The following is a 26,819-nucleotide window of genomic DNA, read 5'->3' as shown; positions in this document are numbered from 1 at the left end:
GCCGCCGCCATCACCAACCACGGTTCTTCGACCCTGCTCGTTCAGCGGGCGATGTCGGCGATGATCGCGCCCGTCACATCGACGAGGTCGCCCGGTGCCAGCTCGAGGTCGAGACCGCGTCGGCCGCCGCTCACGAAGACCGTATCGTAGAGCTCCACGGTCTCGTCGATAACGGTCTCGTGCCGATTCTTCTGGCCGATCGGGCTGATGCCGCCCACGACATAGCCCGTGCGCCTCTCAGCGACGGCCGGGTCGGCCATCGTCGCCCGCTTGCCACCGACCGCCGCCGCGAGCGCCTTCACGTCGAGCTTTCCGGACACCGGCACGATGCCCACCACCAGCCGCCCGTCGACCTCTGCGAGCAGGGTCTTGAAGACGCGGTCCGGGTCCACGCCGATCGCCTCCGCCGCTTCGAGCCCGAAGTTGCTGTTGGCCGGGTCGTGCGTGTAGGCGTGAACGACAAAACGGATGCCCGCAGCATCCAGCGCGACCGTCGCGGGGGTGCCGACAGCCATCAGTCGGCGCGGAAGAGCTGCATCGACGTGGGCGCCATCCGTAGGGCGTCGCCCGGCGCATGGACATCGGGACCGGTGATATCGAGTGCGGAATCCCACAGCAGGGTGTACGTCTCCACGCCGTCGTGTCGGGGGAGCGTCACCGTCTCCTCCGACTCCCGGCCCTGCACGATGAGGAGAATGCGGTTGAACTCCTCCACCTCGGGGGTCGAGGCGGCGATGTACTGCGAAATCCGCTGTCGGGGCGAATCCCAGTCTTCAATCGACATCTCCTGCCCTGCCGCGTTGTACCAGTGCATCTCGCTCGCCGACGGCACCGTCTCGCCGAGACGACCGAAACGCACGGGCCGCAGCGCCGGGTTCTCGCGCCGAAGCCGCAGGAGTCGCTGCGAGATCTCAAAGAGGTCGCGCTGCCAGTCCTCGTGCTCCCACGGCAGCCAGCTGAGCTCGTCGTCGTGACAGTAGGCGTTGTTGTTGCCGCGCTGGCTGCGACCGAACTCGTCACCCGCCGTGATCATGGGGATGCCGGCGGAGAGCAGGAGAGTGCCGAGCAGATTGCGCATGGCCTTGCGGCGGCAGGTCGTGATCGTCGGGTCGTCGCTCGGGCCCTCCCAACCATGGTTGAAGGAGTGATTGTTGTCGGTGCCGTCCCGATTGAACTCCCCGTTGCCGAGGTTGTGCTTGCGGTTGTATGACGTCAGATCCGCCATCGTGAAGCCGTCATGCGCCGTGATGAAGTTGACGCTCGCGAGCGGCCCGCGCTGCTCGCTGAAGACATGCGCGCTACCCGCGAACCGACGGGTCATGCTGCCGATGCCCTGGCTTGCCGCACCGTGCGCGCGCTCAGCCGCGATATCGCTCAGCCAGAAGTCGCGCATCCGATCTCGATAGCCGTCGTTCCACTCGAGCCAGCCCAGCGGAAAATTGCCCGTCTGCCAGCCGCCCGCACCGACATCCCACGGCTCGGCGATCATCTTGACCCCCTGCAGGGCGGGATCCTCAACGATGGACTTCAGCAGCGGATGCTCGGGGTCGAACTCGTGCGAAGCACCCCGCCCCAGCGTTGCCGCCAGGTCGAAGCGGAAGCCGTCGACCTGCACCTCGTTCGCCCAGTAGCGCAGCGAGTCAAGGATGAGGCGCTGCACTGCGGGGACCGAGGTGTTGAGCGAGTTGCCGCAACCCGTGACATCGATGTAGGTGCCGTCGGGGGACTGTCGGTAGTAGGAGGCGTCGTCGATACCGCGGAAACTCGTCGTCGGGCCCCCCGGCCCCTCCTCTGAGGTGTGGTTGTAGACGACATCGAGGATGACCTCGAGGCCCGCCTCGTGGAGGAGTTTGACCATGCCCTTGAACTCCCGCAGCACGGCCGCCGGGCCGGCCGCCTGCGCCGCCGCAGACGCATACTCAAGGTGCGGGGCGAAGTAGCTCAGGGTGTTGTATCCCCAGTAGTTGCGGAACCCCAGCTTCGTCAGCCGCTCCTCGCTCACCGACTGGTGCACCGGCAGCAGCTGGATCGTCGTCACGCCCAGCTCCTTGAGCTGGGCGATCGCGCTCTCATGGGCGAGCCCCGCATAGGTTCCCCGGAACTCCTCCGGCACCGCCGGGTTCAGCTTGGAGATGCCCTTAGCGTGAGCCTCGTAAATGACCGTGTGATCGAGAGGGATACGCGGCTTCTGCGCGCCGCCCCAATCGAATGACTCGTCCTGCACGTACGAGCGCCACTGCCCGCCGCTGTTGCGCACGAGCCCCCGCGCGTAGGGGTCGAGCAGGTCCTGCCGCTCATCAAACCGGGCTCCCTCGCCGCGCACCCGCAGCGAATAGCAGGCGCCCGTCGTCAGAAGCGGATGCCGCACACTCCACACATCGTGGGCGTCACGCTGCAGGGGTGCCGTCGCGACAACGCGGTCGGCATCCTCCAGGTCGAAGATGCAGGCCTCGATGGCGCTTGCGTTCGCGGACCACACCCGCAGTTCGCCGCCGTCGGCACCGGCCCGGACCCCGAGGTCGCGCAGATGATCGATGGAGGCCATCGTTCTAGAGTAATCAGGGCCTGTGTCGTGCTTGTAACCAGCCAGCACCCCCAAATGCGGTCACGAGCACCGCCCGCGCGATCACGAGGAGCAGAATGCCGGTCTACCTGGATCATGCGGCCACGACCCCCATGCTGCCCGAAGTGCGGGAGGCATTCGTCGACGCCCTCGGCCTCGTCGGCAACCCCTCCTCCATCCACGGGCACGGGCAGAACGCACGGCGGATGCTCGAAGAAGCACGCGAGCAAGTCGCCGCCTCGCTCGGCTGCGATCCCGTCGAAGTGGTCTTCACGTCGGGCGGCACTGAAGCCGTCAACTCAGCGGTCAAGGGACTCTTCTGGTCCCGCAATGCTCCCCACGCCGGTCGAGTAGGGAGCGGAGCGAGCGTATCGAGACCCCGCCCCCGCGTCCTCGTTCCGCGCGGCGAACACCACGCCACGATCGACACCGTCGAGTGGCTCGAACGGAACGCGGGAGCCGCCGTCGAGTGGCTGCCGATCGACGGTGACGGTCGCATCGAGGTCGAGGCCGTGGCATCCGCCCTGCAGGAGCACGACGACATCGCACTCCTCACCTTCCTCTGGGCCAACAACGAGGTCGGCACGATCCAGCCGGTCGAGGAGCTCACCGCGCTCGCCGGCGCCCACGGGGTGCCCGTGCACATCGACGCGGTCTCCGCGTACGGCCACCTCCCCGTCTCGCTGCGCGAGAGCGGGGCGGCGGCCATCAGCGTCTCGGCGCACAAGATCGGCGGACCGCTCGGAATCGGTGCGCTCGCTCTCGCGCGCACGACCCACATCGAAGCCCTGTTGCACGGCGGCGGGCAGCAGAGGGGAGTTCGGTCGGGGACACAGGATGCGCCGGCCGCGGTCGGCTTCGGTGTTGCGGCGCAGCATCCGCTCTCCTCTCTCACACCGCTGCGGGAGACGCTCATCGAGGGCGTCCTCGCGGCCGTGCCGGGTGCCGTCCTCCGCGGAGACCGCGAAGTGCGGCTCGACAACAATGCCCACTTCACCTTCGAGGGATGCCAGGGCGACTCGCTGCTGCTCATGCTCGATATGGCGGGGATTTCGGCGAGCACCGGCTCCGCCTGCCAGGCGGGCGTGCCGGAACCCTCGCACGTGCTGCTCGCGATGGGGCTCAGCGAGGAGGAGTCGCGCAGCGCCCTGCGCTTCACCCTCGGCCAGGACTCCTCGGCAGACGACGTTGCCGCGCTCCTCGCGGCCCTGCCTTCGGCGGTCGAGCGTGCGCGCCGGGCCGGCTCGAGCGCGCGCCCCGTCTGAGCCCGCCGCGGCACGTCCCAGCGCGAGCCGCCAGCACCCCTCGCTCGGAAATTCAGGAAAGCGACGTGCGCGCCGAGCGCGAGACAACGGCCCGCCACGTGCGGGGCTGATGGGGGCATCCGGTTTTCCTGAGTTTCCGAAGAGCGACTGCAACTCGGGGGCTCGGGGGTGGTCCAGACCGGGAACGTACACTGTTGCGGTGAAAGTTCTGGCGGCGATGAGTGGCGGTGTCGATTCTGCGGTTGCGGCCGCGCGCGCCGTTGACGCGGGCCACGAGGTGGTGGGCGTGCACCTTGCCCTCAGTCGCATGCCGGGCACGCTGCGCACCGGCAGTCGCGGATGCTGCACCGTCGAGGACTCGATGGATGCGCGCCGCGCGGCCGACGTCATGGGCATTCCCTTCTACGTGTGGGACTTCTCGGAGCGTTTCAAGGCCGATGTCGTGGACGACTTCATCGCCGAGTACGAGGCGGGACGCACCCCGAACCCCTGTATGCGCTGCAACGAGAAGATCAAGTTCGCGGCCCTGCTCGAGAAGGCTCTCGATCTCGGCTTCGATGCGGTCGTGACGGGGCACTACGCGGCGGTCCGCGAGGACGCGGACGGCAACCGGGAGCTGCACCGTGCGGCCGACTGGGCCAAGGACCAGTCCTATGTGCTCGGGGTGCTCACGGCGGAGCAGCTCGCCCACTGCCTGTTCCCGCTCGCGGACACCCCCTCCAAAGCGGAGGTGCGGGCGGAGGCGGCGGCCCGAGGGTTCAGTGTCGCGAGCAAGCCCGATAGTCACGACATCTGCTTCATCCCCGACGGTGACACGCGCGGCTTTCTCGCCGAACGTCTCGGTGCCGAGCCGGGCGTCATCCTCGATCGGGACGGCACCGCCGTCGGTCGGCATGAGGGTGCCGCGGCGTTCACGATCGGGCAGCGCAAGGGGCTCAACCTGGGTGTCCCGAGCGTCGATGGTCGCCCCCGCTATGTGCTCGACATCCGCCCGAAGGAGAACACGGTCGTCGTGGGTCCCCGCGAGGCCCTCGACCTCGCAGAGGTGGCGGGCACCCGCTTCAGTTGGGCGGGCCTGCCGCCGGCGGATGCCTTCGAGGGCTTTGCCTGCCATGTGCAGGTCCGTGCTCACTCGGAGCCGGTTCCCGCGACAGCCCGCGTCACGGAGGGCGAGCTCGTCATCCGCCCCGATGTGCCCCTCAACGGCGTCTCGACAGGTCAGACGGCGGTTCTCTACCAGGGCACGCGGGTGCTCGGGCAGTGCACGATCGATCGCACCGTGAGCGCTTCCCCCGTGCGGGCCTGAGCGCGACCCCCTCTGTATTGGGGTGCAGCTCTGTTTCGAGTTCTGTGTCGGAGGTCGTGCCTACACTTGAGCCGTGGCAGAGTCCGTGACCCCTCCAGCGCTCGAGTCGGCGAAGGCCGAGTCTGAGCAGTTGACCGCCCGCATCCTCGAACTGCGCGAGGCTTACTACGAGCGCGACGAGGTGCTCGTCTCTGATGAGGAATACGACGCGATGATGCGTCGCCTCGACGAGATCGAGCGGATGTTCCCCGAGTTGCAGGGTCAGGACAGCCCGACACAGACGGTCGGGGGCAGGGCCCAGACCCTCTTCGACCCCGTCGAGCATGCGGAGCCCATGCTGAGCCTCGACAACGTGTTCTCCCTCGAGGAATTCGCCGGATGGGCGGCTCGCGTCGAGCGCGATGCGCACCGGCACATCGACTATCTGTGCGAGCTCAAGATCGATGGCCTTGCCATCAATCTCCGTTACGAGCACGGCGTGCTCACGACGGCGGCGACACGCGGGGACGGCCGCACGGGGGAGGATGTGACGGAGAACGTGCGGCTGGTCGAGTCGATCCCGCAGCGACTCGCGGGCACGGGGCATCCGCCGCTCGTCGAGATTCGCGGCGAGGTGTTCATTCCCGTCGAGGCGTTTCGTGAACTCAACGCGGAGCAGGCCGAGGCGGGCGAGAGGGTCTTCGCCAACCCGCGCAACGCCGCCTCGGGCTCGTTGCGGCAGAAGGCTGAGGGCAAGTCTCCCGAGAAGCTTGCCCAGATGCATCGCCGGCTCTCGACCCTGCGGATGCTCGTGCACGGCATCGGCGCATGGCCCAACCCGCCCGTGGCTGCACAGTCGCAGGTCTACGACCTCCTGGCCGAGTGGGGCTTGCCGATCAGCTCGCACTACCGCGTCATTGGGGAGATCGCGGGCGTCGAGGAGTTCATCGAGCACTACGGCGAGAATCGAGCGTCGGTCGAGCATGAGATTGACGGCATCGTCATCAAGGTCGACGAGCTCGCCCTCCACGACGAGCTCGGGGCGACGAGCCGCGCGCCGCGCTGGGCGATCGCCTACAAGTACCCGCCGGAGCAGGTCAACACGAAGCTGCTCGACATCGTCGTGAGCGTTGGCCGCACGGGACGCGCCACGCCCTTCGCGGTCATGGAAAAGGTGCGGGTCGCGGGCAGTGAGGTGCGGCAGGCGACACTGCACAATCAGGATGTCGTGAAGTCGAAGGGCGTGCTCATCGGTGACACCGTGGTGTTGCGCAAGGCGGGCGACGTCATCCCAGAGGTCCTCGGTCCTGTCGTCGAACTGCGCAACGGCAGCGAGCGTGAGTTCGTCATGCCGAACAACTGCCCCGAGTGTGGAACGCCACTCGCGCCCGCCAAGGAGGGTGACATCGACCTGCGCTGTCCCAACGCCCGCGCCTGCCCGGCGCAGGTGCGCGGCCGCGTCGAGCACATCGGCAGCAGGGGAGCGCTCGACGTCGAGGGCCTTGGCGAGGTGAGCGCGGCGGCGCTCACGCAGCCGCTGTATCCCGAGCAGCCCCCGCTCGAGACGGAGGCGGGGCTTTTCGAGTTGAGCCTGGAGACGCTCTTCCCCATCCGCGTCACGGTGCGGGATTCCGAGACGGGCCTCGTCAAGCTCGATGAAAACGGCGAGGAGAAGGTCGTGACCCCCTTCCAGCGCCGCCGGCGGCTCACGGGACGCGACGCCGACCCGCCCTTCGATGCGGATGCCGAAGGATTCGCCGGCGATGCCGAGAACGTGCCGTCGAAGGGAGCGATCGAATTGATCGAGAACCTGCAGGCGGCGAAGACGAAGCCACTGTGGCGCATCCTCGTGAGCCTGAACATCAGGCATGTCGGCCCCGTGGCCGCACGGGCGCTCGCCGACTATTTCGGCTCTCTCGATGCGATCCGAGCGGCCTCGCGGGAGGAACTCGCTGCGGTTGACGGCGTCGGCGGAATCATCGCGGACTCGCTGCTGGAGTGGTTCGAGGTGGACTGGCACCGGGAGATCGTGGACCGGTGGGCGGCAGCGGGCGTGCAGTTCACGACGCCGGGACACCCCGGCCCCGGCGCTGCCGCCGCCGCAGGGGGACCACTTGCAGGGGTGACCGTTGTGGCTACGGGGACTCTCGAGGGGTTCACGCGCGAGGGTGCCCAGGAGGCGATCATCGCGGCGGGAGGCAAGGCCGCGTCGAGCGTGTCGAAGAAGACCGACTTCGTCGCGGCCGGGCCAGGGGCCGGTTCCAAGCTCGCCAAGGCGGAGGAACTGGGTGTACGGATCATCGATGCCGCCCAGTTCGCAGTGCTCGTCACGGAGGGGCCGGCGGCGCTGGGGGAGTGAGCTAAGTCATATCCCTCGAACGAGGGGCGATTCTCTCAGGAGAGGCGACGTAGACTCAGGGATACACCTGTCCAATCCCTGGTTCGAAGGGCTCCGCGTGCTGCTTCGCCTTGTGGCACTGATCGCGGCGTCGGCAATCCTCCTCGGACTTGCATCGACCATCGCCGCGAGCATTGACGAGCCGCCCGAGGCATCCGTCACGGCCGTGCAGATCGACTATGACGTGGCGACGGAGGGACTCCCCACACTCTCGGCGGACGCGCCGCAGAACCCCGAAGAGCTTGCCGCGCTCTCGGGGCTCGAACTGCTCGAGGCTCTCGCGCGTACCGACGTCGTGACGCTGCAGAGGTTCGCGGCGACATACTCCGGGGAGATCGTCGATGAACTCGCATCTCCTCCACCCGCGGACGGCGTCGTCGCGTGGTGGTCGCAGCTAGAAGAGCAACAGCGTGACACGCTTGTGGGTTCTCTGCCGCGGCTCGTCGGCAACCTCGAAGGGGTTCCCTACGCGGCACGCGACGTCGCAAACCGCGCCTATCTGCGGCAGGCGATCGAGACGGCCACGAGTGAGGCTGAGAGGGGCGATGGGGGGCGCACGGCCCACACTGCCGCCGAGACCCAGCTCGCGATGCTGCGCGAGATCGAAGCGGCACTCGGCGGACCCGGCGCCATCCCCGCTCGCTCGCTGATCGCTGTCGACGACAGCTGGCCGGGCAAGGCGGTTGTGGCGCTTGGGGACCTCGACACTGCCGACTACGTCAGCTATCTCGTGCCTGGGATGTTCTTCACGGTGCAGGGTCAGATCGTCGACTGGACGGAGATCGCCCTCGACATTCACCGCGATGAGCTCGCACTCCTGCACTCCGAGGTTGCGGGTCTGACTTACGAGTCATCCGTCGCGACGGTCGCTTGGATGGGCTACGAAACCCCCAACCTCTTCACCGTCGGCATGCTCGACCAGGCGCGAGAGGGATCAGAACGGCTGGAGGAAACCGTCGCAGGCCTGCGCAGCGCCCGCGCCGCCGACCCGCCTCACGTGTCGCTCATCGCGCACTCCTACGGTTCGACGGCAGCATCCCTCGCTCTCGCACGGGGCGCGCTCGAGATCGACGCGATCGCGATCGTCGGCTCGCCCGGGGTGGGTGTGCAGCGGGCAGCGGACTTCGGGATGGACAGGGGCTCGGTGTTCGTGGCGGAGGCGTCGTGGGATCCGGTCGTCGACACGGCCTTTCATGGAGCAGACCCTGGCAGCGCTGAGTTCGGCGCGGTCATCATGGGTGTGGCGGGGGGAATCGACGATGTGGTGGGCGACACGCTCGGCGCCGTGACCGGCCATCTCGGCTATTTCGAACACGGCTCGGAGTCGATGCGCAACTTCGCCCTCATCGGGCTGGGGCGCGGCGACCTCGTGACGGGGAGTTCAGGTCGGCACCTCATGGCCGTCGGCCGATAGAATTGGCCGATCCCCGTTCATTCAGCTTGGAGCTTCATGTCTCAGAACTCGACCGGCCCGATTCAACCGGGCCAGGCCGCGCCGCACGAGCAGATCACGACGGAGCAGGTCTCTCACCTCGCCTCCCTCGCTCGCATCGCCCTCACGCCTGAGGAGATCGAGAGGCTCACGGGTGAGCTGGGGGCGATCGTGGACTCGATCGCCAAGGTCTCGGAGATCGCGACGCCGGATGTGCCCGCCACGTCGCACCCCATCCCGCTCTCAAACGTGTTCCGCGACGACGTCGTCGGCGAAACCCTGACGACCGAGCAGGCTCTCGCGGGTGCACCCGAGCACGATGGCTCGCGGTTCGCCGTCTCCGCGATCTTGGGGGAGGAACAGTGACAGATCTCACGAGGCTCACGGCGGCAGCTCTGAGCGAGAAGCTCGCATCGGGCGAGGTCTCGAGTGTCGAAGCGACGCGTGCGCACCTCGACCGCATCGCTGCGGTAGATGGTGATGTGCACGCCTTCCTCCACGTCTCCGACGCGGCCCTCGAGACTGCGGCATCCGTCGACTCGCGGCGTGCGGCAGGGGAGGCGCTCGGCCCCCTCGCCGGCGTGCCGGTCGCGATCAAGGATGTGCTCTGCACCGTGGACATGCCGACGACGGCGGGCTCCAGAATTCTTGAGGGCTGGGTGCCGCCCTACGACGCGACCGTCGTGCGCCGGCTCCGCGAGGCCGACCTCGTGCCCCTCGGCAAGACCAACATGGACGAGTTCGCCATGGGCTCGTCGACGGAGCACTCGGCCTACGGCCCCACCCGTAATCCGTGGAACCTCGACCGCATCCCGGGTGGCTCCGGCGGTGGCTCTGCGGCAGCGGTCGCGGCCTTCGAGGCGCCCCTCGCGCTCGGCAGCGACACGGGTGGCTCCATCCGTCAGCCCGGTGCTGTCACGGGAACCGTCGGCGTCAAGCCCACCTACGGCGGAGTATCCCGCTACGGTGCGATCGCTCTCGCTTCTTCCCTCGACCAGGTCGGTCCGGTGACCCGCACGGTGCTGGATGCTGCGCTACTGCACGATGTGATCGGCGGGCACGACCCGCGCGACTCGACGTCGCTGACGGATGCCTGGCCTTCCTTCGCGGAGGCGGCCCGCGCGGGCGCTGCCTCGCGTTCGCTCGAGGGCGTGCGCGTCGGGGTCGTGAAGGAGCTCGACCGCGAGGGCTTCCAGCCCGGTGTGCACTCGCTGTTCCTCAAGGCGCTCGATACGATGTCCGCTGCGGGTGCCGAGATCGTCGAGGTCTCCGCCCCGAGCTTCGACTACGCGATTGCGGCCTATTACCTGATCCTGCCCGCAGAGGCCTCGAGCAACCTCGCCAAGTTCGACTCGGTGCGCTTCGGCATGCGCGCGAAGCTGCCGAATGGCGGCACGGTCGAGGAGGTCATGGCGGCGACGCGTGAGGCAGGCTTCGGCGACGAGGTCAAGCGGCGCATCATCCTCGGCACCTACGCGCTCAGCGCGGGCTACTACGACGCCTACTACGGCAGCGCGCAGAAGGTGCGCACGCTCATCCAGCGCGACTTCGACGCCGCCTTCGCGAAGGCCGACGTGCTCGTCTCGCCCGCAGCGCCCACGACGGCCTTCCCGCTCGGCGAGAAGCTCGGAGACCCGCTCGCGATGTACCTCAACGATGTGACGACGATCCCCGCCAACCTCGCGGGCGTCCCCGGCATGAGCGTGCCGATGGGCCTCGCCGAGGAGGACGGTCTCCCCGCCGGCCTGCAGATCATGGCCCCAGCGCATGAGGACGCCCGGCTTTACACGGTGGGTGGGGCACTCGAGGCCCTGCTCGAGGAGCAGTGGGGGCATTCGCTCATTTCCCAGGCGCCGAACCTTGCGTTCGGTGAGGAGTTCGCGGCGCAGGAGGGTGCGGTCTGATGGCCAAGGCAGAACTGATGGACTTTGACAAGGCCCTCGAGATGTTCGAGCCCGTGCTCGGCTTCGAGGTGCACGTCGAGCTCAACACCAAGACGAAGATGTTCTCGGATGCCCCGAACCCTGCGGCCGCGGATGGCGGCACGGGTGAGCCCAACACCATGATCACGCCGGTCGACCTCGGGCTGCCCGGCTCACTCCCCGTCGTGAACGAGCAGGCGGTGAAGTATTCGATCAGCCTGGGGCTCGCGCTCGGCTGTGAGATCGCGCCGTCGTCGCGCTTTGCCCGCAAGAACTACTTCTACCCGGATCTCGCGAAGAACTACCAGATCAGCCAGTACGACGAGCCGATCGCCTTCGACGGCTCCGTCGAGGTCGAGTTGCCCGACGGCACGCTCTTCGAGGTGCCGATCGAGCGCGCGCACATGGAGGAGGACGCGGGCAAGCTCACGCACGTCGGCGGCGCGACGGGCCGCATCCAGGGCGCCGAGTATTCGCTCGTGGACTACAACCGCGCGGGCGTGCCGCTCGTCGAGATCGTCACGAAGACGATTTTCGGTGCCGAGCACAACGCCCCCGAACTCGCCAAGGCGTATGTCGCCGCCATCCGCGACATCGTGATCGGTCTCGGCATCTCCGAGGCTCGCATGGAGCGGGGCAACCTGCGTTGTGACGCCAACGTGTCGCTGCGGCCGCGCACCGCTCCCGGTGAGGAGCCGGCCCCGCTCGGCACCCGCACGGAGACGAAGAACGTCAACAGTCTTCGCAGCGTCGAGCGGGCCATCCGCTACGAGATCCAGCGCCAGGCGGCCATCCTTGCGAAGGGCGGCACGATCATCCAGGAGACGCGCCACTGGCACGAGGACACGGGCGTCACCTCGGCGGGGCGCCCGAAGAGCGACGCCGACGACTACCGCTACTTCCCCGAGCCCGACCTGCTGCCCGTTGAGCCCTCGCGTGAGCTGATCGAGGAGCTGCGGGCGGCCCTGCCCGAGGCGCCAGCGGTGCGTCGACGCCGCCTCAAGGAGGCCTGGGGCTTCACCGCCCTGGAATTCCAGGATGTCGTCAACTCGGGTCTGCTCAGCGAGGTCGAGGCGACCACGGCGGCCGGTGCATCCGCTCATGCCGCGCGCAAGTGGTGGACGGGCGAGATCGCTCGTATCGCCAACGACAGGGGTGTCGATGCCGGGACTCTCGTCTCGCCGGCGCACGTCTCCGAGCTCGTGGCGATGGTCGAGGACGGCGAGCTCACCGACCGCCTCGCGCGCCAGGTGCTCGAGGGCGTGATCGCGGGCGAGGGCTCGCCGCAGGAGGTCACGAAGGCCCGCGGGCTTGCCGTGGTCTCGGATGACGGCGCGCTGGTCGCGGCGATTGACGAGGCTCTCCAGTCGCAACCCGATGTGCTTCAGAAGATTCGTGACGGCAAGGTACAGGCCGCCGGTGCGGTCATCGGTGCCGTCATGAAGGCGATGAAGGGCCAGGCGGATGCCGCACGCGTGCGAGAGCTCGTGCTCGAGAGGGCGCAGCAGCAGTAGCCGGGCTTAGTGCTCCGCGAGTTCGGCCACGGCGATCCCGCGGAGTCGCAGGACGACGTCCCTGAGACCGGGGCGGTCCTCGGGCGTCCGCGCCGTCATCTCCGCTAGGAGGCTGCGCCAGGCGTCGGGGAGCGACTTGGGGATGTCGGGGTCGCGCATGAGCCGGGCGACGGCCGAGGGGATGGCCTCGCCGGGGAAGGCGCGCACTCCCGTCAGGCATTCGAGTATGACAAGCCCCAGCGAGTAGACATCGCTCGCGGGCGTCACCTCCTCGCCGCTCGCCTGTTCCGGGCTCAGGTAGGGTGCCGTGCCGGTCGTGGTGCCCGGGGTGGCCATCTCGGGCTGTCCGTCACTCTTGGCGATGCCGAAGTCGATGAGCTTCGCCCGTCTGCGCGCTTCGCCGCTGCTGTAGGAGACGAGAAGGATGTTGCCGGGCTTGATGTCGCGATGCACGACGGCGCGGTCGGCGAGGTACTGCAGGCCGTCGGCGATGTCGAAGCCGACGAGGGCGGCCTCCTCGGAGGAGAGACGCCCCCGCTGGATGCGAGCGTGAAGGTTCTCGCCGTTGAGCAGCTCCATGACGAGGAAGATGGTGGGTTTGTCCTTCTCTGGAAGGTACACGCCAGCGTCGAGGACAGTGACAAGGCTCGGGTGGTTGAGCGCGGCAATCGTGCGGATCTCCGCCTCCTGCCGGTCGATCTCGGCCTGGTCGGTTGCGGCGGAGCGGTACACCTTGATGGCAACCTCGCGGCCGAGGAGCATGTCCCGGGCGCGGTGAACCGCTGCGGCGCCTCCCGAACCGAGGGCGGGGCCGAGGCGGTAGCGGCCTCCCAGCAGCACCTCGGTTCCGGGCGCCACCTGGTCAGTCATGCTCGTAGGTTAGCTCCCCGTGCACGCCTTCATGGGCGCCGATACCTGTTCGTGATCTTCCGGCGCGGGGATGCTCGCAGGCGCTGTCCAGCGGCCGATGAGGGAGTATTCGGCGAGCCGTCAGTTGCGGGCGCGTCGCTCAAGTTCGACGGTGGTCACGGCTCCCACGGCGGCGAGGGAGAAGCAGGCGAGCCCGATCCAGGCGGCAGGCAGGCTCGGATCACGGAAGAGGATTCCGGCGAAGAACATCGTGAGCACGATCGAGACCGCGGCTACGGCCCAGGCGGCGAGGGTGCGATAGGGAGAGCGTCGATCGGCGGGGGTGCTCATGGTTCCATTCTCAGGGACGGCGACGGGGGGAATAGTCTCTGCGGGGAGTCGGTTCACGATACATGTAGATGCATGGTCTGGGAAGAGAGAATCATGGCGACGCTTGAGCTGGGGCTCGACACCTTCGGTGATGTGACGACGGATGCCGCGGGCCATCCGCTCTCGCAGGCGCAGAGCATCCGCAACCTCGTCGAGCAGGCCGTGCTCGCCGACGAGCTGGGTGTCGACTTCATCGGCGTCGGAGAGCATCACCGCGCGGACTTCGCGGTCTCGGCACCCGAGGTCGTGCTGGCGGGAATCGCGACGCGCACGACTCGGATCAAACTCGGGTCCGCCGTCACGGTTCTCAGTTCCGACGATCCCGTTCGGGTGTTCGAGCGCTTCAGCACGGTCGACGCCCTCTCCCAGGGTCGAGCCGAGGTCATCATCGGCCGGGGCTCGTTCACGGAGTCCTTTCCCCTCTTCGGGCTCGACCTCGCCGACTATCAGCAGCTCTTTGAGGAGAAGATCGACCTCTTCTCGCGGCTCATCGGCAATGAGGCCGTGACGTGGGAGGGCACCGTACGCGGCTCTCTCGCCGACCAGCACGTGTATCCCAAGCTTGAGGAGGGCACGCTCAGGACCTGGGTGGGAGTCGGAGGGAGCCCGGAATCCGTCGTGCGCGCTGCCCACTACGGACTCCCGCTCATGCTTGCAATCATCGGGGGTGACCCGCAGCGCTTCGCACCCTACGCGGACCTGTACCGGAGGGCGCTTGCACAGTTCGGCCGCGAGGAGCTTCCCATTGGAGCCCACTCGCCCGGCTACATCGCAGTAAGCGATGAGCAGGCACGCGAAGAGCTGTATCCGCACTTCAAGGCCAATCGCGACCAGATCGGCAAGGAGCGTGGCTGGCCACCGCTATCGCGAGCGGAGTACGAGCAGGAGGTCGCATCCGGTGCTCTCTTCGTCGGCTCGCCCGAGACGGTCGCGCAGAAGATCGTGCGCACGGTCGAGGGGCTCGGGCTCTCGCGCTTCGACCTCAAATACTCGAACGGGACGATGCCGCATGAGCAGCTCATGTCCTCAATCGGGCTCTACGGCCGCGAGGTCATTCCCCGTGTCCGGGAACTGCTCGGATAAGCTATACCCTTATATTGCTCGGGTATGAGTCCCTGGCTGCTGCTCACGGGGAGAGGGCAATCAGTGCGACCACCAGCACGACCGCCCAGCTCGCGAAGCTACCGACGAGAAAGTATTCGGCCTTCGAGCCGTCGGCCGTGTCCTTCGAGATCTCCGGGAAGCGGATGATCCCCTTGGCTGCCACGACCGCGGCAAGCGCCGTGAACTGCCCGGCCATCACGAGAGCGAAGAGGAAGAGGCGCTCGAAGGGGCCGAGTATCCGGCCACCCTTCAGCGGCAGCACACCCTGCGGCGCCGGACTCACGGCGACGGTAGCGCCGCGACCGAACCAGGAGCGCCGAGCGGGTGTCGTGGCATCCGCGGTCGTCACGGTCTTCGCGGTGGCGCGCGGTGCTGCGGCCAGGATGAGGCGCACGATGATGTTGGCCGTCTCGATGAGGAACAGCACGGAACCGAGTCCGAGCATGAAGGCGTCGACGTTGATCTCGGTCGTGAACGAGTAGGGGAGTGCTGCATACCAGCGGGCGAGCGGGGCGCCATCATCGGAGGCGATCGGGAACGCCCACGTTGCCGTGATGAGCGCGCCGAGCAGTGCCAGCTTCAGGTATCCGCTCTGCCCGCCGGTGGGGATGGCGGTTGCCGCAATCCAGGCAAGCGTGGCGCCGGCGAGGGCGAGCACCGGCCCGACGGGCGCCCCTAGCCCCCAGGCAGAGAGGCAGAGCACGAGGATGCCGGCAGTGCCGCCGACGATGGGACCGATGGGTCTGCGGAAGCGCTCTCGCGTGATGTCGGCCACGCCGATGGCGATGAAGAGCAGGGCGACTAGTGTCACGGGTGACCTCCTGCGACTAGCGTCTCACCCGCTAGGACTGCTGCGGCGCCACTGCGGCGGAGGTTCTGTGAGACGGCGGATTGCGTGATCCCCTCATCGTGCGCCAGTTCCGCCTGCGTGCTCCCGGTGAGCTGGCCCAGCAGCAATCGCTTCTCGCGCGCCGACATCGCGCTCACGAGGTGGTCGCGCGTGATGAGGTAGGCATTGACGATGCTCTCCGCTGCGGGCGCGATGTCGTCGAGCGGCGCTCCCTCGGCACTGCAGAACCAGGTGCGAACGAAAGGCTGACGACCGTACTCCCGTTCCCTGGCCTGACCAATGGCCTCGCGGGCCGACCACCATGCGGAGCCGTCCTGCAGCACACCGGCCGCACCCTCGCCGATTGATCGCAACTCGCCGTGGCCGAGCCCAAAGCGGCAGTCCACGCCCTCCGGGAGAGAGAGACGCGCGAGAAGGGAGGCGCGCACGGCTGTAGGGAGATCGGCGTAGACCGCCTGGAATTCGTCCCCGATTGTGGGCTGCAGCGGCTCCTCGGCGGGCACCGCTCTTGCGAGGGCACCGAACGCATCCTCGACAGCGCGCTGCAGGCCCGCTCTATCGCTGTGTGTGCGCGACTTGGAGAGGTCGGCGATCACGGCTATCGCCCGTTTCGGAGGAACCATTCTATAAGCCTATCGCTAATTTCAGGCAAATATAAGCGGAGTCCTTATGAGCGGCCGTCGCCCTCGTCTGCCGAGGCGCTTCGCAGCCGAAGCAAGCGTGTCTGCCCCTCCTCCTTGATCTGAACGATGTTGCCTCGCGACTTGAGGAACTCCGTGAAGTTCTTGTATCCGAGAGCCGACTCCTGGAACGACGGATCCATTCGCAGCATCTGGTTCTTCACGCCGGAGCTCGCAAGCCAGTCGGCGTCGTTCTTGGCGTGGCCGAGCCGCAGGGCTCGCGTCAGGAGAGCGGATGCGGCCTGCTGCGCGGCCTGCTTGGCGCGCTTGCTCGGCGCCGAGGCGGTCGTCGTCTCCGTCGCCGCCTTCGGGTTCGCGCGCCGGCGTGCCCGACCCTCCGCCTGAGTTTCGGCGGAAGCCTCGGCATCCGTCTTCGCAGGCTCGGCCGCGGAGGTCTCGTCCTCCTCGTCCTCCACACTGTCGTCACCGATGCCGGGAAGGGCGTCGTAGTCGGCGAATTCGTCGCAGGCCGCCGCAAGGAACTTGCTGGTCGATCCGGCGACGCCGATTCCGACCACGTAGCGGCCGAGCCGCGCAGCTCGCTGCGCCAAAGGGATGTAGTCGCTGTCGCCCGCGACGATGATGACGTGGGAGAGGTCGGGGAGGCGGAAGAGGTCCTCGACGACGTCGACGGCCAAGCGGATATCGGCCCCGTTCTTCATCGACCTCACGGCAGGAAAGAGCTGCACAAGGTCGACCGCACGCTCCATCAGCTGGTCGCGGTAGCTTGCGTTGACCTCGATCGACCAGTCGGCGTAAGCGCGGCTTATGACGATCGAGCCGAACGACGAGGCATAGTCGAGCACGGCACCGATATCGACGGTCGCCCGCTCGAGTCGCGCCGCGAGGTCGCGGTCGTCGCGAACGCTGTCGGCCGTGATCGTGCGGATCTGTTCCCGAAGGAAGTGGCCCCGACCGTGGACCTGGTCGTAGCGGCTGATGACGATGTTGTCGAAGTCGATGTAGACGGCGACGCGTCCCTCCGTGGGTTCAGGCATGTGCCCAGTCTGGTGCCTGCGGCTGGAAGACGGAACAATGGCGACCGACTGAGGAAAACACTGCGTCCTATTCGGTGAATGGCGGGAGGGCTAGTCTCGTCGCCATGGCAAACATCGTGCAGACGCTGTCGGAGCGGGTGGCGAGCTCCGTGGGCGCGAAGGTGAACTACGGCGAGAAGATCGAGATCGGCGGGGTCGAGGCCGTGCCCGTCTCGTTCGTGAGCTTCGGCTTCGGAGGCGGCAGCGCCCCCGAGGGCAGTGAGGGCGAGGGTGAGGGTGGTGGAGGCGGTGGCGCGAGCATCCCCATCGGCATGTTCGTGCCGGGCGAGAATGGTCCGCGCTTCGTGCCCGCGCTCATCCCGCTTCTCGCGGTCGCGATCCCGCTGACGTGGGTCGCGGGCAAGGCGCTGAGCCGCGTCATCCGCGCCCTCAAGAAGTAGGGCCCTCCCCGCGTTCGACGATCACGAACTCGACGTCGCGGAGGGCGCCCGCGTCGGCCACCGCCGTCATCATGGTGCAGTGCGGCTGGCGGCGCCGATCGGTCGGGGATCCAGGGTTAAGCAGGCGCACGCCGTTCTCGGTTGTCGTGTCCCAGGGGATGTGGCTGTGCCCGAAGACGAGCACGTCGGTGTCGGGGAAGGCGGCGTCGCATCGCCTCTCCCGGCCCGACGCCGACCCGGTTTCGTGAACGACCGAGAAGCGGATGCCCTCGATCGTTTCGGAGGCGACCTCCGGCAGGCGTCGGCGCAGCTCGTCGCCGTCATTGTTTCCCCAGACGCCGAGGAGTCGGGAGCTGCGGGCCTCCAGCTCATCGAGTACGTCCGGCTCGACCCAGTCGCCCGCGTGGATCACGATGTCCGCCTCCTCGACGGCGCGCCAGACCTGCTCAGGGATCGTTCTTGCCCGTTTCGGCACGTGGGTGTCGGCGAGGAGCAGCAGACGGGTTGTCATTGATTCATCGTCGCAGGCCATGAGCCGAAGCGCGAGGGTGGTGTAAGAGTTTCTTGACACGATGTCTGTCATCTCATACATTCTCCGTGTCAGCTTTTCTTTACATGGAGGAACGATGTCGTACGAACACCGGAGCGTGTGGGTCATGCTCGTTCTCGCCGTCACCGGATACGGGGTCTACGTCGGCCTGGTCCTCTCCCGGGTGGGCAGCCAGCCCCTCCCCAACGTCGACTACGTACCGGCCATGCTCTGGACGATCTGCGGAGCGATCGTCGCCTCGATCATCGCCCACATGTTCCTCATGCATCCGGATAAGCGCGAGAAGCGGGATCGACGCGATCTCGAGATCGATCGCTTCGGCGAGTTCATCGGGCACGGCGTACTCGTGGCGGGTGCGCTGGCGGCGCTGCTCCTCGCGATGGTCCAGGCAGAGCATTTCTGGATCGCAAACGTGATCTATCTCGCCTTCGCCGTGTCGGCCATCGTCGCATCGATCGCAAAGCTCGTCGCCTACCGCTCGGGCATGCCGTGGTGAAGTCGACGAAGGTCACCAACTCGATCCGCCGACTGCGCTTCGACCGCGATGAGATGACGCAGGCCGAACTCGCCGCCCGGGTCGGCGTCAGCCGTCAAACCGTCATCGCGATTGAGCAGGGGCGTTATTCCCCCTCGCTTGAGATGGCATTTCAGATCGCGCAGGCCCTCGAGGTGCCGCTCGATGACGTATTTCACTACCCGACCGAGGAGACGACCTCATGACAATCGCGACCACGTCCATGGCTGCCATCACGCAGGACAAGTACGGAGGTGTCGACGTCCTGCAGCAGGGGGATGTGCTCGTTCCCTCTCCAGGCCGAGGTGAAGTACGCGTGCGTGTCGCCGCCGCGAGCATCAACCGCGGCGACATCCATCTCATGGAGGGGTTGCCCCTCATGCTGCGACTCTTCATGGGGCTGCGTGCACCGCGGCAGAGGACGCGCGGCATGGATGTCTCGGGCGTCATCGATGCCGTCGGCGAGGGTGTGACCTCCCTGCGCGTGGGCGACGAGGTGTTCGGCGTCGCGAAGGGCTCCTTCGCGGAATACGCGCTGGCGGACCCCAAGAAGCTCGCGATCAAGCCCGACGCTGTCTCGTTCGAAGATGCTGCTGCAGTCGCCGTCGCAGGGTGCGCGGCACTCCGGGGGCTTCGCGATAGTGGTCGCCTCGCCGCGGGGGCTCGGGTGCTCGTGCTCGGCGCGAGCGGCGGGGTGGGCAGCTTCGCGGTGCAGATCGCGAAGGCGATGGGTGCGCATGTGACGGGAGTCTGCAGAACGGCGAAGATCGCGGCGGTCGAGACTTTCGGCGCCGATGCCGTCCTCGACTACACGACGCAGCGACTGGGCGACGCGGGCGAGACTTGGGATCTCATCCTCGATGCGGGCGGGCACCGCTCGCTCGATGAGCTGCGCGGGGTGCTCGCCCCTCGCGGGACCCTCGTGATCGTCGGCTCCGAGACCGACGGCGCGCTCCTCGGGGGTTTCGATCGCACGCTGCGCGCGGGCCTGCTGTCGCCGTTCGTGCCTCAGCGGCTCGTCGGACTGACTTCGGTCGAAACATCCGCCGACCTCGAGGAGCTCGCGCAGCTCATGCAGGAGGGCGCGCTGCGGCCAAGGATCGATCGGATGCTGCCGCTCACCGAGACTGCCGCTGGGATTCGGCTCGTGCAGGAGGGCCTCATCACGGGCAAGGTCGTCATCGCGGTCGGCTGAGCCCGTCGCCTTCGTCGAGCGTGGCGAGTTCGTCGCCAATGCCGATGTCGGCCACCACGACGCGGCCCGCAAACTCGCGGGCGGGCGATCGCAGCAGCCCTGTCTTCATGGCGCCGAACGTGACGGTCACGTCGGCGGGCAGCACGAGCGGGTCGGGCACCCCGCCATCGTCGGGATTCACCCCGCTCGGGATGTCGACCGCCACGACGAGCGGATGCCGCGGCTCACGGAGCACGGCGAGCACCGCGTCCACGACCGCGCGCGCCGCCCCGCGCAGGGCAGGGTCCGCCGCGGAGCCCGTGCCCAGGATGCCGTCAACGAGAACATCGCAGGCGCGGGTGAGATCGGCTGCGGCATCCGTCGGCTCAAGGGCGGCACCGGCAGCCTCGGCCTCCCGCAGTCCCTCCTCGTGCAGGCGCTGGGAGGTGGGGACGATCGACACGCGCCACCCAGCACGGCCGAGTTCGGCCCCCGCAAAGAGGGCGTCGCCGCCGTTGTTGCCGGAGCCCACGAGTAGCACGACATGTCCGGGCGCGCCGAGCAGTGTAGAGATCTCGGCGGCGAGCGCTGCAGCGGCACGCGCCATGAGGGGAACGCCGGCCGCGAGGTAGGGCGCCTCGGCCGCTCGGATCTGCGCTGCGGAGTAGGCCTGCATGCGCACACCATACGACGGGGGAGGCAGGCGCGGGGTAGCGTGGCTCGCATGTGGATCGCGGCCGCCGAGTTCGACATCCTCCTCGGCGACGTGCGCTCGCTCAAGCAGAAGCGCGCCCTCGTGCGGCCCCTCATCGCGGAGATCCGGCGCTTCGAGGTGAGCGTCGCCGAAGTTGGGCACCACGACCTACACCGGCGCGCTCTCGTCGGGGCGGCCGCCGTCTCGTCGAGTGCCGCCCATGCGGGCGAGGTGCTCGACCGCATCGAGGCCGTCGTGGCCGAGCATCCGGAGTTCGAGCTGCTGAGTGTGCACCGCACGCTGCACTCCAGCTTCGACGAGTAGCCCGTGAGACTCAGGGTGGAACCGGGGGAGTCCCCCATATCGAGCGGACACGACGGAGCCCTAACCTTCGAGATGTTGCCCGCCCATTTCGAAGGAGCTCCCCATGTCTCTCAGCACCCGTGCGACGGTCGCCGCCCTGGTCACCTCAGTGTGTGTCGTCGCGCTCAGCGGCTGCGCCCTTCTTCCACAGAAGACCTTCGAGGAGACCCTCGACGTGGAGGAGGAGGTGACGTCCGTGCGGTTCGACGGCGACTCCGGCAGCATCACCGTCCGCGGAGTCGAAGATCAGGACGTGGTGACAGTGCACCGGGAACTTCGCTACCGCTTCGACCTGCCCGACGAGGAGACGCACCGCGTCTCGGACGGGGAGCTCGTGCTGGAGGACTGCGGGCCGCAGTGCTCCGTCAGCTACACGTTGGAGGTTCCCGCGGGGATTCCCGTCTCGGGAAGCACCACCAACGGCGGGCTCGACCTCAGCGCGCTCGGCGAGGTCGACGTTGAGACCTCGAACGGCAGGATCATCCTCGCTGAGATCGACGGCAGTGTGCGCGCGAGCACCAGCAACGGTCGCATCGAGGGGCGCGAACTGAGCGGGGGAGAGGTTGACGTTGAAACCTCCAACGGCTCGATTGACCTGCACAGCGACGGCGAGCAGGATGTCACGGCCCGCACGTCGAACGGATCCATCACGCTCATCGTGCCCGAGGGCGACTACCGCGTCGACATGGAGACGAGCAACGGCCGCACCGAAAGCGAGGTCGGCAGCGATCAGGACGCCGAGGTGCACCTTGACCTGGAGACGTCCAACGGCTCCATCAGCGTTGTGGAGGAGTGATTCTCCTCAGCGGTCAGGGGCGGAGCAGGACCTTGGTGGCGCGCCGTTCGTCCATCGCGGCATAGGCCTCTGCGACATCCGCGAGGGGAAGCTGCAGGTCGAAAACGCGGCCCGGGTTGATGGCCCCCGAGAGCACTTCCGGGAGCAACTCCTCGATGTAGCCGCGGACGGGGGCAACGCCGCCGCGCACGCCCACATTCGACTGGAAGAGGCGCCCCACGGGAAGCTCCGGCCCGCCCGCGGGCACCCCCACGTAGCCGACCATGCCGCCCGGGCGTACGGAGCGGATCGCCTGATCCATCGACTCCTTGCTGCCGACACACTCGAGCACGCAGTCCGGCCCGATCCCGTCGAAAAGGTCCTTCACCCGCGCAACTCCCTCGTCACCGCGCTCTTCGACGATGTCGGTCGCTCCGAACTCGCGTGCGATCTCCTGACGGTCCGCGTGCCGCGACATCGCCACAATCCGGCTTGCTCCGAGGCGCTTCGCAGCCAGGACGGCACAGAGGCCGACCGCGCCATCGCCGACGACAGCGACGGTCGATCCTGGGCCCACCCCCGCGGAGACGGCGGCATGGTGGCCCGTCCCCATGACGTCGGCGAGCGTCAGCACCCCCGGAATGAGGTCGTCGGACGGATGCTCGGGAGTGACGACGAGAGTTCCGTCAGCGTTGGGCACGCGCACGCGCTCGCCCTGCGCGCCACTCGCGAGGTGACCCTCCCTGTCGGGGGCGCCCCACCACCCGCCGTGCTGGCATGAGGTCGAGACCCCGTTGCGGCAGTTGATGCAGGTGTTATCGCAGTGGTAGAACGGCGCGATCACGAAGTCGCCCGGCGTGACATCCGTGACCTCGGCGCCCACCTCTTCGACGACGCCGATGAACTCGTGGCCGATGGGGCGCGGCTGCCGCACCTTCTCGACACCGCGGTACGACCAGAGGTCGGAACCGCACACGCAGGCCGCGACGACGCGCACGAGGGCGTCGCGAGGTGTGAGGATCGCGGGGTCGGGAAGCTCTTCGAGGCGGACGTCGCGTTCGCCATGGATCACCGTTGCACGCATGGTGTGCAGTCTACGGAGTCCGACACTGCGGATCACATACCGGTCTTGCGGCGGCTCGCCGGTGGGCGACGCCCGACCCGCATCTCCAGCGCGGCCGTTGGCCGGGTGCTTGCTACTCTCGTCGCATGCGAGTATGCGGTCGATTCGAGGGGCTCACGCAGCTCCTGTCGGCGCTGCTCGTCGTGCCACTCGCGCTCGCCGTGGCTCTCGCTCTGGCAGAGTCGGATGCCCCCGCCGCCGTCGTGCTCTTCGCAGCGGCACTCATGGTCGGTCTCTGCGCTGCTCGCCTGTCGTCCCGCGCGGTGTCCGCGTTCGGCTCGAGCGGCGTGGGACGGCGCGCGAGGGCCCACCGACAGGCACTCGACTCGGTGCCCGAGCCGCAGCATCCGAAGACTGCGGGACGCCCGCGCACCCGTGCTCCCGCACTCGTCGCTGCCACCGCCTGAATCCCTTCACCGACGCCCCTGGCGCTGTCAGCGCACGGCTCGGAACCACTACGGATGCTCGCTGCGCCTACCGCTCGGCATCGACCTCTTCTTCCTCTCGTCAAGGACACGTCATGGACATCACCACTCTTCCCCCGATCGCCGCGGTGCTCGACGCCGCCTACTCGCTCGTCGTCGGCTTCGTCGGCGGGCTCGACCCCCTCTTCGGTTCCTCCGCGGCGGGCGTCGCCGTCATCCTCATCACCATCTGCGTTCGCACGCTGCTCATCCCCGTCGGAATCTCCCAGGTCAGGGCCGAGTTCACCCGGCGTCACCTGGCACCCAAGCTCGCCGAACTCCGGCGGCGGTTCGGCAAGAACCCCGAGCTCCTGCAACGAAAGACGATGGCGCTCTATGCCGAGGAGAAGGCATCGCCCCTGGCGGGGTGCCTGCCTCTCCTCCTGCAGGCGCCCGTGCTCTCGACCCTCTATGCGCTCTTCGCCTTCTCGGTCGTCGCAGGCCACGCGAATGCCCTGCTCGACGAGACGTTCCTCGGCACGGCGCTGGGGGATTCGCTGTTCGCCGCCATCACGGGTAGCGTCGATCTCCTCGCTCACGCGATCGTGCTGGGCGTGATCGTCGTCGTCGCCCTGCTCTCGCGGAGCACGACGATCGCCTTCGCTGCTACCGCGCCCGCGGCAGGGGATGTTCCCGCCGCGTTCGCTCCCGGCGGCCCACTCAGCTGGCTTGCACTCGCGACGGTCGTCGTCGCCGCCGTTGTACCGCTGGCTGCGGCGCTCTATCTCGCGGTGAGCTCGTCGTGGACCCTGGGAGAGCGGGTGCTGCTCAGACGCGTGCTGGCGCCACGCTGAGGCTTCAGAACTCGGTTTGCCCGGCTTCGAGCTTCTCGACGAAGGTTGCGATGCGACGGGCGCGGGTTTCGGGGCGTTTGGCGCCGTTGGTGCGGAAGATGATGGCGAAGCGCGCCTGAGACTTGAGTGTCGCGAAGGTCGCGGATGCTGCGGCCGATGCGTCGAGCGCCGCCTGCAGGTCGTCGGGCACCGGCGCCCCTGCGACCCGGTACGCGGCATCCCACCTGCCGTCGGACTTAGCAGCCTCGACCGCGGCGATTCCTGCCGGGCGCATCCGACCCTCGGCGGTCAGCCGGGCGACGTAATCGCGGTTGCGCTGCGACCAGACGCTGCGCGGACGGCGGGGGGTGAACGACTGCAGCGTGAAGTCCGCGTCTAGTGCGCTGACCTGCCCGTCGATCCAGCCGAAGCACAGGGCGACATCGAGGGCTTCCGGATAGCGGATGCCCGGCTTCGTCGAGCCCTTCTTCACGAGCTGCAGGCGGATGCCGGGATGTTCACCACCGTGCTCGTCGAGCCACGCCTCCCACTCCGCCGCGGAGTGGGGATAGACGATGGGCTTGTCGTTGTGTGCGACCACGGCCATACGCTACGCCACAGCACCGACAGCGGGGCCGCGGCGACGCGGGTACCGTTGAGGAAAGGCGAAAGGGGAGAGCATGGACGACGCCCAGACAGGTGCCGAAACGCCGAGCTTCAGCGATGAGGAGCTCGCGTTCATTGAGTCGATCTTCGAGATGGCGCGGAGTGGGCAGACGGAGGAACTCGCCCGCGTGCTCGATGCCGGCGTGCCCGCGAATCTGACGAACGCTAAGGGTGACTCGCTCCTGATCCTGGCCGCCTATCACCAGCATGACGAGGCGGTGGAGGCCCTGCTCGCACGCGGCGCCGATGTCGATCGCGTGAACGACATGGGGCAGACGGCGATGGCCTGCGCCGTGTTCCGCAACAATGCGCCCATCGTCCGTCGCCTCCTCGCGTCGGGGGCGGACCCCGACCTCGGGTCCCACACTGCACTCGAGATCGCCCGGCAGTTCGGGATCGTGGAGATGCAGAGCCTGCTCGAGTCCGAGGCATCCGCTGGCGGGCCGGGGCGCCAGACACCGTGAGCCCAGACACTGTGAGCGCAGACCCCGTGAGCCCAGACACCGTGAGCCCAGGCACTGTGAACGCAGCACGGCAACTGGTCACCGCGCTGCGTGACGACCTCGCGTCTGCGAGGTTCACGGTGGACTCTCTGCGCGCGCTTTGGGGTGAGGAGGCGGATGCGGCTCTCTTCCGCGGCCAGCGGGTTCCCGCGCTGCGCGTGCTCGACACCGTGGCGTCGCCCGCCGCGACTCTGGCACGCGTGTTCGTGCTGGGGATGCCCACCGAGAGGGCGGCGCTCGAGACGGCTCTCCCGACCCTCCGTGCTGAGGGGGCGGTCGCCCTCGGGCTTGCTCGCGTCGAGGGTGAGAGGGTGTGGCCCTGCCTCGATCTTCGCCCCTATGACTTCATCGATGCGCACGGCGCCGGAAGCTTCGTGCTCGCGAGCGATCTAGGTGAGCTTGCGCTCGGCCAACCCATCCCCGAGTCGCACGTGCTCGGGGTGGGCGGGGCGTCCCGCACTCTCAGCGGCCTCACCGTGCGCAATGAGGTCGACTCTGTGCTGGACCTCGGCACGGGCTGTGGCATCCAGGCGCTCCACGCCTCCCGTCATGCGCGGCGCGTCGTCGCGACCGACATCTCCGTGAGAGCGCTCGAGCTCGCTCGCGTGAATGCCTCCCTCGCCGCGATCGACAGCATCGAGTTCCGCGAGGGAAGCCTCTTCGAGCCCGTCGAGGGGGAACGCTTCGATCTCATCGTCTCCAACCCGCCCTTCGTCATCACCCCTCGGCAGGACGGGGTGCCGAGCTACGAGTACCGGGACGCGGGGCTCGTTGGCGACGAACTCGTCGCCACGGTCGTGCGGGGCGTCGCCGCTCACCTGACCCCGGGCGGAATCGCCCAGTTGCTCGGCAACTGGGAGTACCGCACGGGGGAGGACGGCCTCGAGCGGGTGGGTGCGTGGGTCGATGCATCCGGGCTCGACGGCTGGGTCGTGGAGCGTGAGGTGCAGTCGGTCGAGGAGTATGCGGAGACCTGGATCCGTGACGGCGGCACGCGCCCCGGCACGCCGGAGTTCGACGCGCTGTACCGCGCATGGCTCGACGACTTCGACGCCCGCGGGGTCGAGCGCATCGGCTTCGGATACCTCACCCTGCGTCGGCCCGTCGTCGGTGGCCCCACTCTGCGCCGGCTCGAACGCCTCCACGGACCGCTCGGCACCAGCGCACTCGGCGAGACGATCTCCGAGACGCTCCGCGCTCACGACGCCCTCGTCTCGCTCGGCGAGCGCGGGCTCGCGGATGCTCGGCTCGTCGTCGCGGCGGATGTCACGGAGGAGCGGCACTACTGGCCGGGCGACGAGCATCCCACCGTCATGACGCTGCGCCAGGGCGGCGGCTTCGCCCGGACCTTCCCGGTCGAGACGGCGGTCGCGGGAGTCGTGGGTGCGTGCGACGGGGAGCTGAGCATCCGGGCCATCGTCGGCGCGATCGCCCACCTGCTGGAGGTGGACGAGACGGCGCTGCTCGCGGAAGTGCTGCCGACCGTGCGCGAACTGGTCGTCACGGGATTCTTGCGCCTGGCCTGACGCG

General features: G+C 68.0%; 29 protein-coding genes. 18 read left to right on the top strand and 11 right to left on the bottom strand.

Translation table 11 applies throughout. The features are described from left to right. Positions 1-41: 41 nt before the first annotated feature. Together ybaK and glgX are read right to left on the bottom strand one after the other, a co-directional pair. Entirely contained in the window at positions 42-515 is a 474-nt protein-coding gene (gene ybaK / locus OH146_RS03405) for a Cys-tRNA(Pro) deacylase (RefSeq protein ID WP_265157390.1), read from the bottom strand. Then, positions 515-2,545 carry a glycogen debranching protein GlgX gene (gene glgX / locus OH146_RS03400; protein ID WP_265157387.1) on the bottom strand — a complete coding sequence of 677 codons (2,031 nt, stop codon included), beginning with the start codon at positions 2,543-2,545 and terminating at the stop codon, positions 515-517. Before glgX ends, ybaK begins: the two co-directional genes overlap by 1 nt. Before the next feature lie 95 nt (positions 2,546-2,640). On the opposite strand from glgX, the gene OH146_RS03395 reads away from it, so the two are divergent. From OH146_RS03395 to gatB, 7 genes are all read left to right on the top strand, one after another. After that, positions 2,641-3,828 carry a cysteine desulfurase family protein gene (locus tag OH146_RS03395; RefSeq protein WP_265157385.1) on the top strand — a complete coding sequence of 396 codons (1,188 nt, stop codon included), beginning with the start codon at positions 2,641-2,643 and terminating at the stop codon, positions 3,826-3,828. 199 nt (positions 3,829-4,027) lie between these two features. Next, positions 4,028-5,134: a tRNA 2-thiouridine(34) synthase MnmA gene (mnmA, locus tag OH146_RS03390; protein WP_265157384.1), complete on the top strand. Its 1,107-nt coding sequence runs from the start codon at positions 4,028-4,030 to the stop codon at positions 5,132-5,134. Between the two features lie 73 nt (positions 5,135-5,207). Continuing rightward, the gene (gene ligA, locus OH146_RS03385; protein WP_265157382.1) at positions 5,208-7,472 is read left to right on the top strand and encodes an NAD-dependent DNA ligase LigA; all 2,265 of its coding nucleotides are present in this window, start codon (positions 5,208-5,210) and stop codon (positions 7,470-7,472) included. Positions 7,473-7,569: 97 nt separating this feature from the next. Beyond that, entirely contained in the window at positions 7,570-8,925 is a 1,356-nt protein-coding gene (locus OH146_RS03380) for an alpha/beta hydrolase family protein (protein WP_265157380.1), read from the top strand. A 36-nt stretch (positions 8,926-8,961) separates the two neighbouring features. Continuing rightward, positions 8,962-9,309: an Asp-tRNA(Asn)/Glu-tRNA(Gln) amidotransferase subunit GatC gene (gene gatC, locus OH146_RS03375; RefSeq protein WP_265157378.1), complete on the top strand. Its 348-nt coding sequence runs from the start codon at positions 8,962-8,964 to the stop codon at positions 9,307-9,309. After that, entirely contained in the window at positions 9,306-10,847 is a 1,542-nt protein-coding gene (gene gatA / locus OH146_RS03370) for an Asp-tRNA(Asn)/Glu-tRNA(Gln) amidotransferase subunit GatA (protein ID WP_265157376.1), read from the top strand. The genes gatC and gatA overlap by 4 nt, the downstream gene beginning before the upstream one ends. Further along, positions 10,847-12,379: an Asp-tRNA(Asn)/Glu-tRNA(Gln) amidotransferase subunit GatB gene (gene gatB, locus OH146_RS03365; protein ID WP_265157374.1), complete on the top strand. Its 1,533-nt coding sequence runs from the start codon at positions 10,847-10,849 to the stop codon at positions 12,377-12,379. The genes gatA and gatB overlap by 1 nt, the downstream gene beginning before the upstream one ends. 6 nt (positions 12,380-12,385) lie before the next feature. Here gatB and OH146_RS03360 read toward each other — a convergent pair whose 3' ends face one another. Further along, the gene (locus tag OH146_RS03360; protein WP_265157371.1) at positions 12,386-13,249 is read right to left on the bottom strand and encodes a serine/threonine-protein kinase; all 864 of its coding nucleotides are present in this window, start codon (positions 13,247-13,249) and stop codon (positions 12,386-12,388) included. A 120-nt stretch (positions 13,250-13,369) separates the two neighbouring features. Further along, complete coding sequence (locus OH146_RS03355; protein WP_265157369.1) at positions 13,370-13,579, bottom strand: hypothetical protein; 210 nt, start codon at positions 13,577-13,579, stop codon at positions 13,370-13,372. Between the two features lie 93 nt (positions 13,580-13,672). Between OH146_RS03355 and OH146_RS03350 the strand changes: the two genes are divergently transcribed. Beyond that, positions 13,673-14,701, top strand: a complete 1,029-nt coding sequence (locus tag OH146_RS03350) for an LLM class flavin-dependent oxidoreductase (protein ID WP_265157367.1) — start codon at positions 13,673-13,675, stop codon at positions 14,699-14,701. Positions 14,702-14,744: 43 nt separating this feature from the next. On the opposite strand, the gene OH146_RS03345 is transcribed toward OH146_RS03350, so the two are convergent. Genes OH146_RS03345 through OH146_RS03335 form a run of 3 tightly spaced genes read right to left on the bottom strand, consistent with a single transcriptional unit; the run spans position 14,745 to position 17,250 of the window. Further along, the gene (locus OH146_RS03345; protein WP_265157365.1) at positions 14,745-15,533 is read right to left on the bottom strand and encodes a hypothetical protein; all 789 of its coding nucleotides are present in this window, start codon (positions 15,531-15,533) and stop codon (positions 14,745-14,747) included. Then, positions 15,530-16,195: a SatD family protein gene (locus OH146_RS03340; protein ID WP_265157364.1), complete on the bottom strand. Its 666-nt coding sequence runs from the start codon at positions 16,193-16,195 to the stop codon at positions 15,530-15,532. The genes OH146_RS03345 and OH146_RS03340 overlap by 4 nt, the downstream gene beginning before the upstream one ends. A gap of 44 nt (positions 16,196-16,239) precedes the next feature. Continuing rightward, positions 16,240-17,250, bottom strand: a complete 1,011-nt coding sequence (locus tag OH146_RS03335) for an NYN domain-containing protein (protein ID WP_265157362.1) — start codon at positions 17,248-17,250, stop codon at positions 16,240-16,242. Positions 17,251-17,354: 104 nt separating this feature from the next. Here OH146_RS03335 and OH146_RS03330 point away from each other — a divergent pair, with 104 nt between their 5' ends. Then, on the top strand, positions 17,355-17,690 hold the full coding sequence (locus OH146_RS03330) for a hypothetical protein (RefSeq protein WP_265157360.1): 336 nt from the start codon (positions 17,355-17,357) through the stop codon (positions 17,688-17,690). Here OH146_RS03330 and OH146_RS03325 read toward each other — a convergent pair. Then, positions 17,680-18,201: a metallophosphoesterase family protein gene (locus tag OH146_RS03325; protein WP_265157357.1), complete on the bottom strand. Its 522-nt coding sequence runs from the start codon at positions 18,199-18,201 to the stop codon at positions 17,680-17,682. The genes OH146_RS03330 and OH146_RS03325 overlap by 11 nt on opposite strands. 115 nt (positions 18,202-18,316) lie before the next feature. Here OH146_RS03325 and OH146_RS03320 point away from each other — a divergent pair, with 115 nt between their 5' ends. From OH146_RS03320 to OH146_RS03310, 3 genes are read left to right on the top strand one after another with little or no spacing between them, the layout of a single operon-like run. Further along, a complete protein-coding gene (locus OH146_RS03320) occupies positions 18,317-18,736 on the top strand; it encodes a hypothetical protein (protein ID WP_265157354.1) in 420 nt (139 codons plus the stop codon). Then, positions 18,730-18,960 carry a helix-turn-helix transcriptional regulator gene (locus OH146_RS03315; protein WP_265157352.1) on the top strand — a complete coding sequence of 77 codons (231 nt, stop codon included), beginning with the start codon at positions 18,730-18,732 and terminating at the stop codon, positions 18,958-18,960. The genes OH146_RS03320 and OH146_RS03315 overlap by 7 nt, the downstream gene beginning before the upstream one ends. After that, complete coding sequence (locus OH146_RS03310; RefSeq protein ID WP_265157350.1) at positions 18,957-19,949, top strand: NAD(P)-dependent alcohol dehydrogenase; 993 nt, start codon at positions 18,957-18,959, stop codon at positions 19,947-19,949. Before OH146_RS03315 ends, OH146_RS03310 begins: the two co-directional genes overlap by 4 nt. On the opposite strand, the gene OH146_RS03305 is transcribed toward OH146_RS03310, so the two are convergent. Beyond that, positions 19,933-20,604, bottom strand: a complete 672-nt coding sequence (locus OH146_RS03305) for an NAD(P)H-hydrate epimerase (protein WP_265157348.1) — start codon at positions 20,602-20,604, stop codon at positions 19,933-19,935. The genes OH146_RS03310 and OH146_RS03305 overlap by 17 nt on opposite strands. Positions 20,605-20,652: 48 nt before the next feature. Between OH146_RS03305 and OH146_RS03300 the strand changes: the two genes are divergently transcribed. Together OH146_RS03300 and OH146_RS03295 are read left to right on the top strand one after the other, a co-directional pair. Continuing rightward, positions 20,653-20,946 carry a DUF503 domain-containing protein gene (locus tag OH146_RS03300; protein WP_265157346.1) on the top strand — a complete coding sequence of 98 codons (294 nt, stop codon included), beginning with the start codon at positions 20,653-20,655 and terminating at the stop codon, positions 20,944-20,946. A 103-nt stretch (positions 20,947-21,049) separates the two neighbouring features. Beyond that, entirely contained in the window at positions 21,050-21,781 is a 732-nt protein-coding gene (locus OH146_RS03295; RefSeq protein WP_265157344.1) for a DUF4097 family beta strand repeat-containing protein, read from the top strand. Positions 21,782-21,794: 13 nt separating this feature from the next. Here the strand turns inward: OH146_RS03295 and OH146_RS03290 are convergent, their stop codons facing one another. Beyond that, complete coding sequence (locus OH146_RS03290) at positions 21,795-22,844, bottom strand: zinc-dependent alcohol dehydrogenase family protein (RefSeq protein ID WP_265157342.1); 1,050 nt, start codon at positions 22,842-22,844, stop codon at positions 21,795-21,797. Between the two features lie 125 nt (positions 22,845-22,969). Here OH146_RS03290 and OH146_RS03285 point away from each other — a divergent pair, with 125 nt between their 5' ends. Both OH146_RS03285 and OH146_RS03280 read left to right on the top strand, forming a co-directional pair. Further along, positions 22,970-23,290: a hypothetical protein gene (locus OH146_RS03285; RefSeq protein WP_265157340.1), complete on the top strand. Its 321-nt coding sequence runs from the start codon at positions 22,970-22,972 to the stop codon at positions 23,288-23,290. A gap of 113 nt (positions 23,291-23,403) precedes the next feature. Further along, complete coding sequence (locus OH146_RS03280) at positions 23,404-24,141, top strand: YidC/Oxa1 family membrane protein insertase (protein ID WP_265157338.1); 738 nt, start codon at positions 23,404-23,406, stop codon at positions 24,139-24,141. A gap of 4 nt (positions 24,142-24,145) precedes the next feature. On the opposite strand, the gene OH146_RS03275 is transcribed toward OH146_RS03280, so the two are convergent. After that, entirely contained in the window at positions 24,146-24,727 is a 582-nt protein-coding gene (locus OH146_RS03275) for a YdeI/OmpD-associated family protein (protein WP_265157336.1), read from the bottom strand. 73 nt (positions 24,728-24,800) lie between these two features. Here OH146_RS03275 and OH146_RS03270 point away from each other — a divergent pair, with 73 nt between their 5' ends. Together OH146_RS03270 and OH146_RS03265 are read left to right on the top strand one after the other, a co-directional pair. Beyond that, on the top strand, positions 24,801-25,250 hold the full coding sequence (locus OH146_RS03270; protein ID WP_265157333.1) for an ankyrin repeat domain-containing protein: 450 nt from the start codon (positions 24,801-24,803) through the stop codon (positions 25,248-25,250). Positions 25,251-25,291: 41 nt separating this feature from the next. Further along, positions 25,292-26,815: a DUF7059 domain-containing protein gene (locus tag OH146_RS03265; protein ID WP_265160629.1), complete on the top strand. Its 1,524-nt coding sequence runs from the start codon at positions 25,292-25,294 to the stop codon at positions 26,813-26,815. Positions 26,816-26,819 lie beyond the last annotated feature (4 nt).

The sequence above is a fragment of the Homoserinimonas sedimenticola genome (assembly GCF_026094475.1).
In the GTDB taxonomy this organism is placed as follows: Bacteria; Actinomycetota; Actinomycetes; order Actinomycetales; family Microbacteriaceae; genus Homoserinimonas; species Homoserinimonas sedimenticola.
Note: the sequence above shows the minus strand (reverse complement) of the source record. Positions and strands in the feature narration are given on the sequence as shown.

What these genes read in the sequence shown, in the direction of transcription:
- gatB (WP_265157374.1), top strand. Translation starts at nt 10,847, where the DNA reads ATGGCCAAGGCAGAACTGATGGACTTTGACAAGGCCCTCGAGATGTTC.
- OH146_RS03300 (WP_265157346.1), top strand. Translation starts at nt 20,653, where the DNA reads ATGTGGATCGCGGCCGCCGAGTTCGACATCCTCCTCGGCGACGTGCGC.
- OH146_RS03305 (WP_265157348.1), bottom strand. Translation starts at nt 20,604, where the DNA reads ATGCAGGCCTACTCCGCAGCGCAGATCCGAGCGGCCGAGGCGCCCTAC.
- glgX (WP_265157387.1), bottom strand. Translation starts at nt 2,545, where the DNA reads ATGGCCTCCATCGATCATCTGCGCGACCTCGGGGTCCGGGCCGGTGCC.
- OH146_RS03295 (WP_265157344.1), top strand. Translation starts at nt 21,050, where the DNA reads ATGTCTCTCAGCACCCGTGCGACGGTCGCCGCCCTGGTCACCTCAGTG.
- OH146_RS03285 (WP_265157340.1), top strand. Translation starts at nt 22,970, where the DNA reads ATGCGAGTATGCGGTCGATTCGAGGGGCTCACGCAGCTCCTGTCGGCG.
- OH146_RS03325 (WP_265157357.1), bottom strand. Translation starts at nt 18,201, where the DNA reads ATGACAACCCGTCTGCTGCTCCTCGCCGACACCCACGTGCCGAAACGG.
- OH146_RS03395 (WP_265157385.1), top strand. Translation starts at nt 2,641, where the DNA reads ATGCCGGTCTACCTGGATCATGCGGCCACGACCCCCATGCTGCCCGAA.
- OH146_RS03360 (WP_265157371.1), bottom strand. Translation starts at nt 13,249, where the DNA reads ATGACTGACCAGGTGGCGCCCGGAACCGAGGTGCTGCTGGGAGGCCGC.
- gatC (WP_265157378.1), top strand. Translation starts at nt 8,962, where the DNA reads ATGTCTCAGAACTCGACCGGCCCGATTCAACCGGGCCAGGCCGCGCCG.
- OH146_RS03335 (WP_265157362.1), bottom strand. Translation starts at nt 17,250, where the DNA reads ATGCCTGAACCCACGGAGGGACGCGTCGCCGTCTACATCGACTTCGAC.
- OH146_RS03355 (WP_265157369.1), bottom strand. Translation starts at nt 13,579, where the DNA reads ATGAGCACCCCCGCCGATCGACGCTCTCCCTATCGCACCCTCGCCGCC.
- OH146_RS03275 (WP_265157336.1), bottom strand. Translation starts at nt 24,727, where the DNA reads ATGGCCGTGGTCGCACACAACGACAAGCCCATCGTCTATCCCCACTCC.
- OH146_RS03310 (WP_265157350.1), top strand. Translation starts at nt 18,957, where the DNA reads ATGACAATCGCGACCACGTCCATGGCTGCCATCACGCAGGACAAGTAC.
- OH146_RS03290 (WP_265157342.1), bottom strand. Translation starts at nt 22,844, where the DNA reads ATGCGTGCAACGGTGATCCATGGCGAACGCGACGTCCGCCTCGAAGAG.
- ybaK (WP_265157390.1), bottom strand. Translation starts at nt 515, where the DNA reads ATGGCTGTCGGCACCCCCGCGACGGTCGCGCTGGATGCTGCGGGCATC.
- OH146_RS03280 (WP_265157338.1), top strand. Translation starts at nt 23,404, where the DNA reads ATGGACATCACCACTCTTCCCCCGATCGCCGCGGTGCTCGACGCCGCC.
- OH146_RS03350 (WP_265157367.1), top strand. Translation starts at nt 13,673, where the DNA reads ATGGCGACGCTTGAGCTGGGGCTCGACACCTTCGGTGATGTGACGACG.
- OH146_RS03270 (WP_265157333.1), top strand. Translation starts at nt 24,801, where the DNA reads ATGGACGACGCCCAGACAGGTGCCGAAACGCCGAGCTTCAGCGATGAG.
- OH146_RS03320 (WP_265157354.1), top strand. Translation starts at nt 18,317, where the DNA reads ATGTCGTACGAACACCGGAGCGTGTGGGTCATGCTCGTTCTCGCCGTC.
- OH146_RS03340 (WP_265157364.1), bottom strand. Translation starts at nt 16,195, where the DNA reads ATGGTTCCTCCGAAACGGGCGATAGCCGTGATCGCCGACCTCTCCAAG.
- OH146_RS03330 (WP_265157360.1), top strand. Translation starts at nt 17,355, where the DNA reads ATGGCAAACATCGTGCAGACGCTGTCGGAGCGGGTGGCGAGCTCCGTG.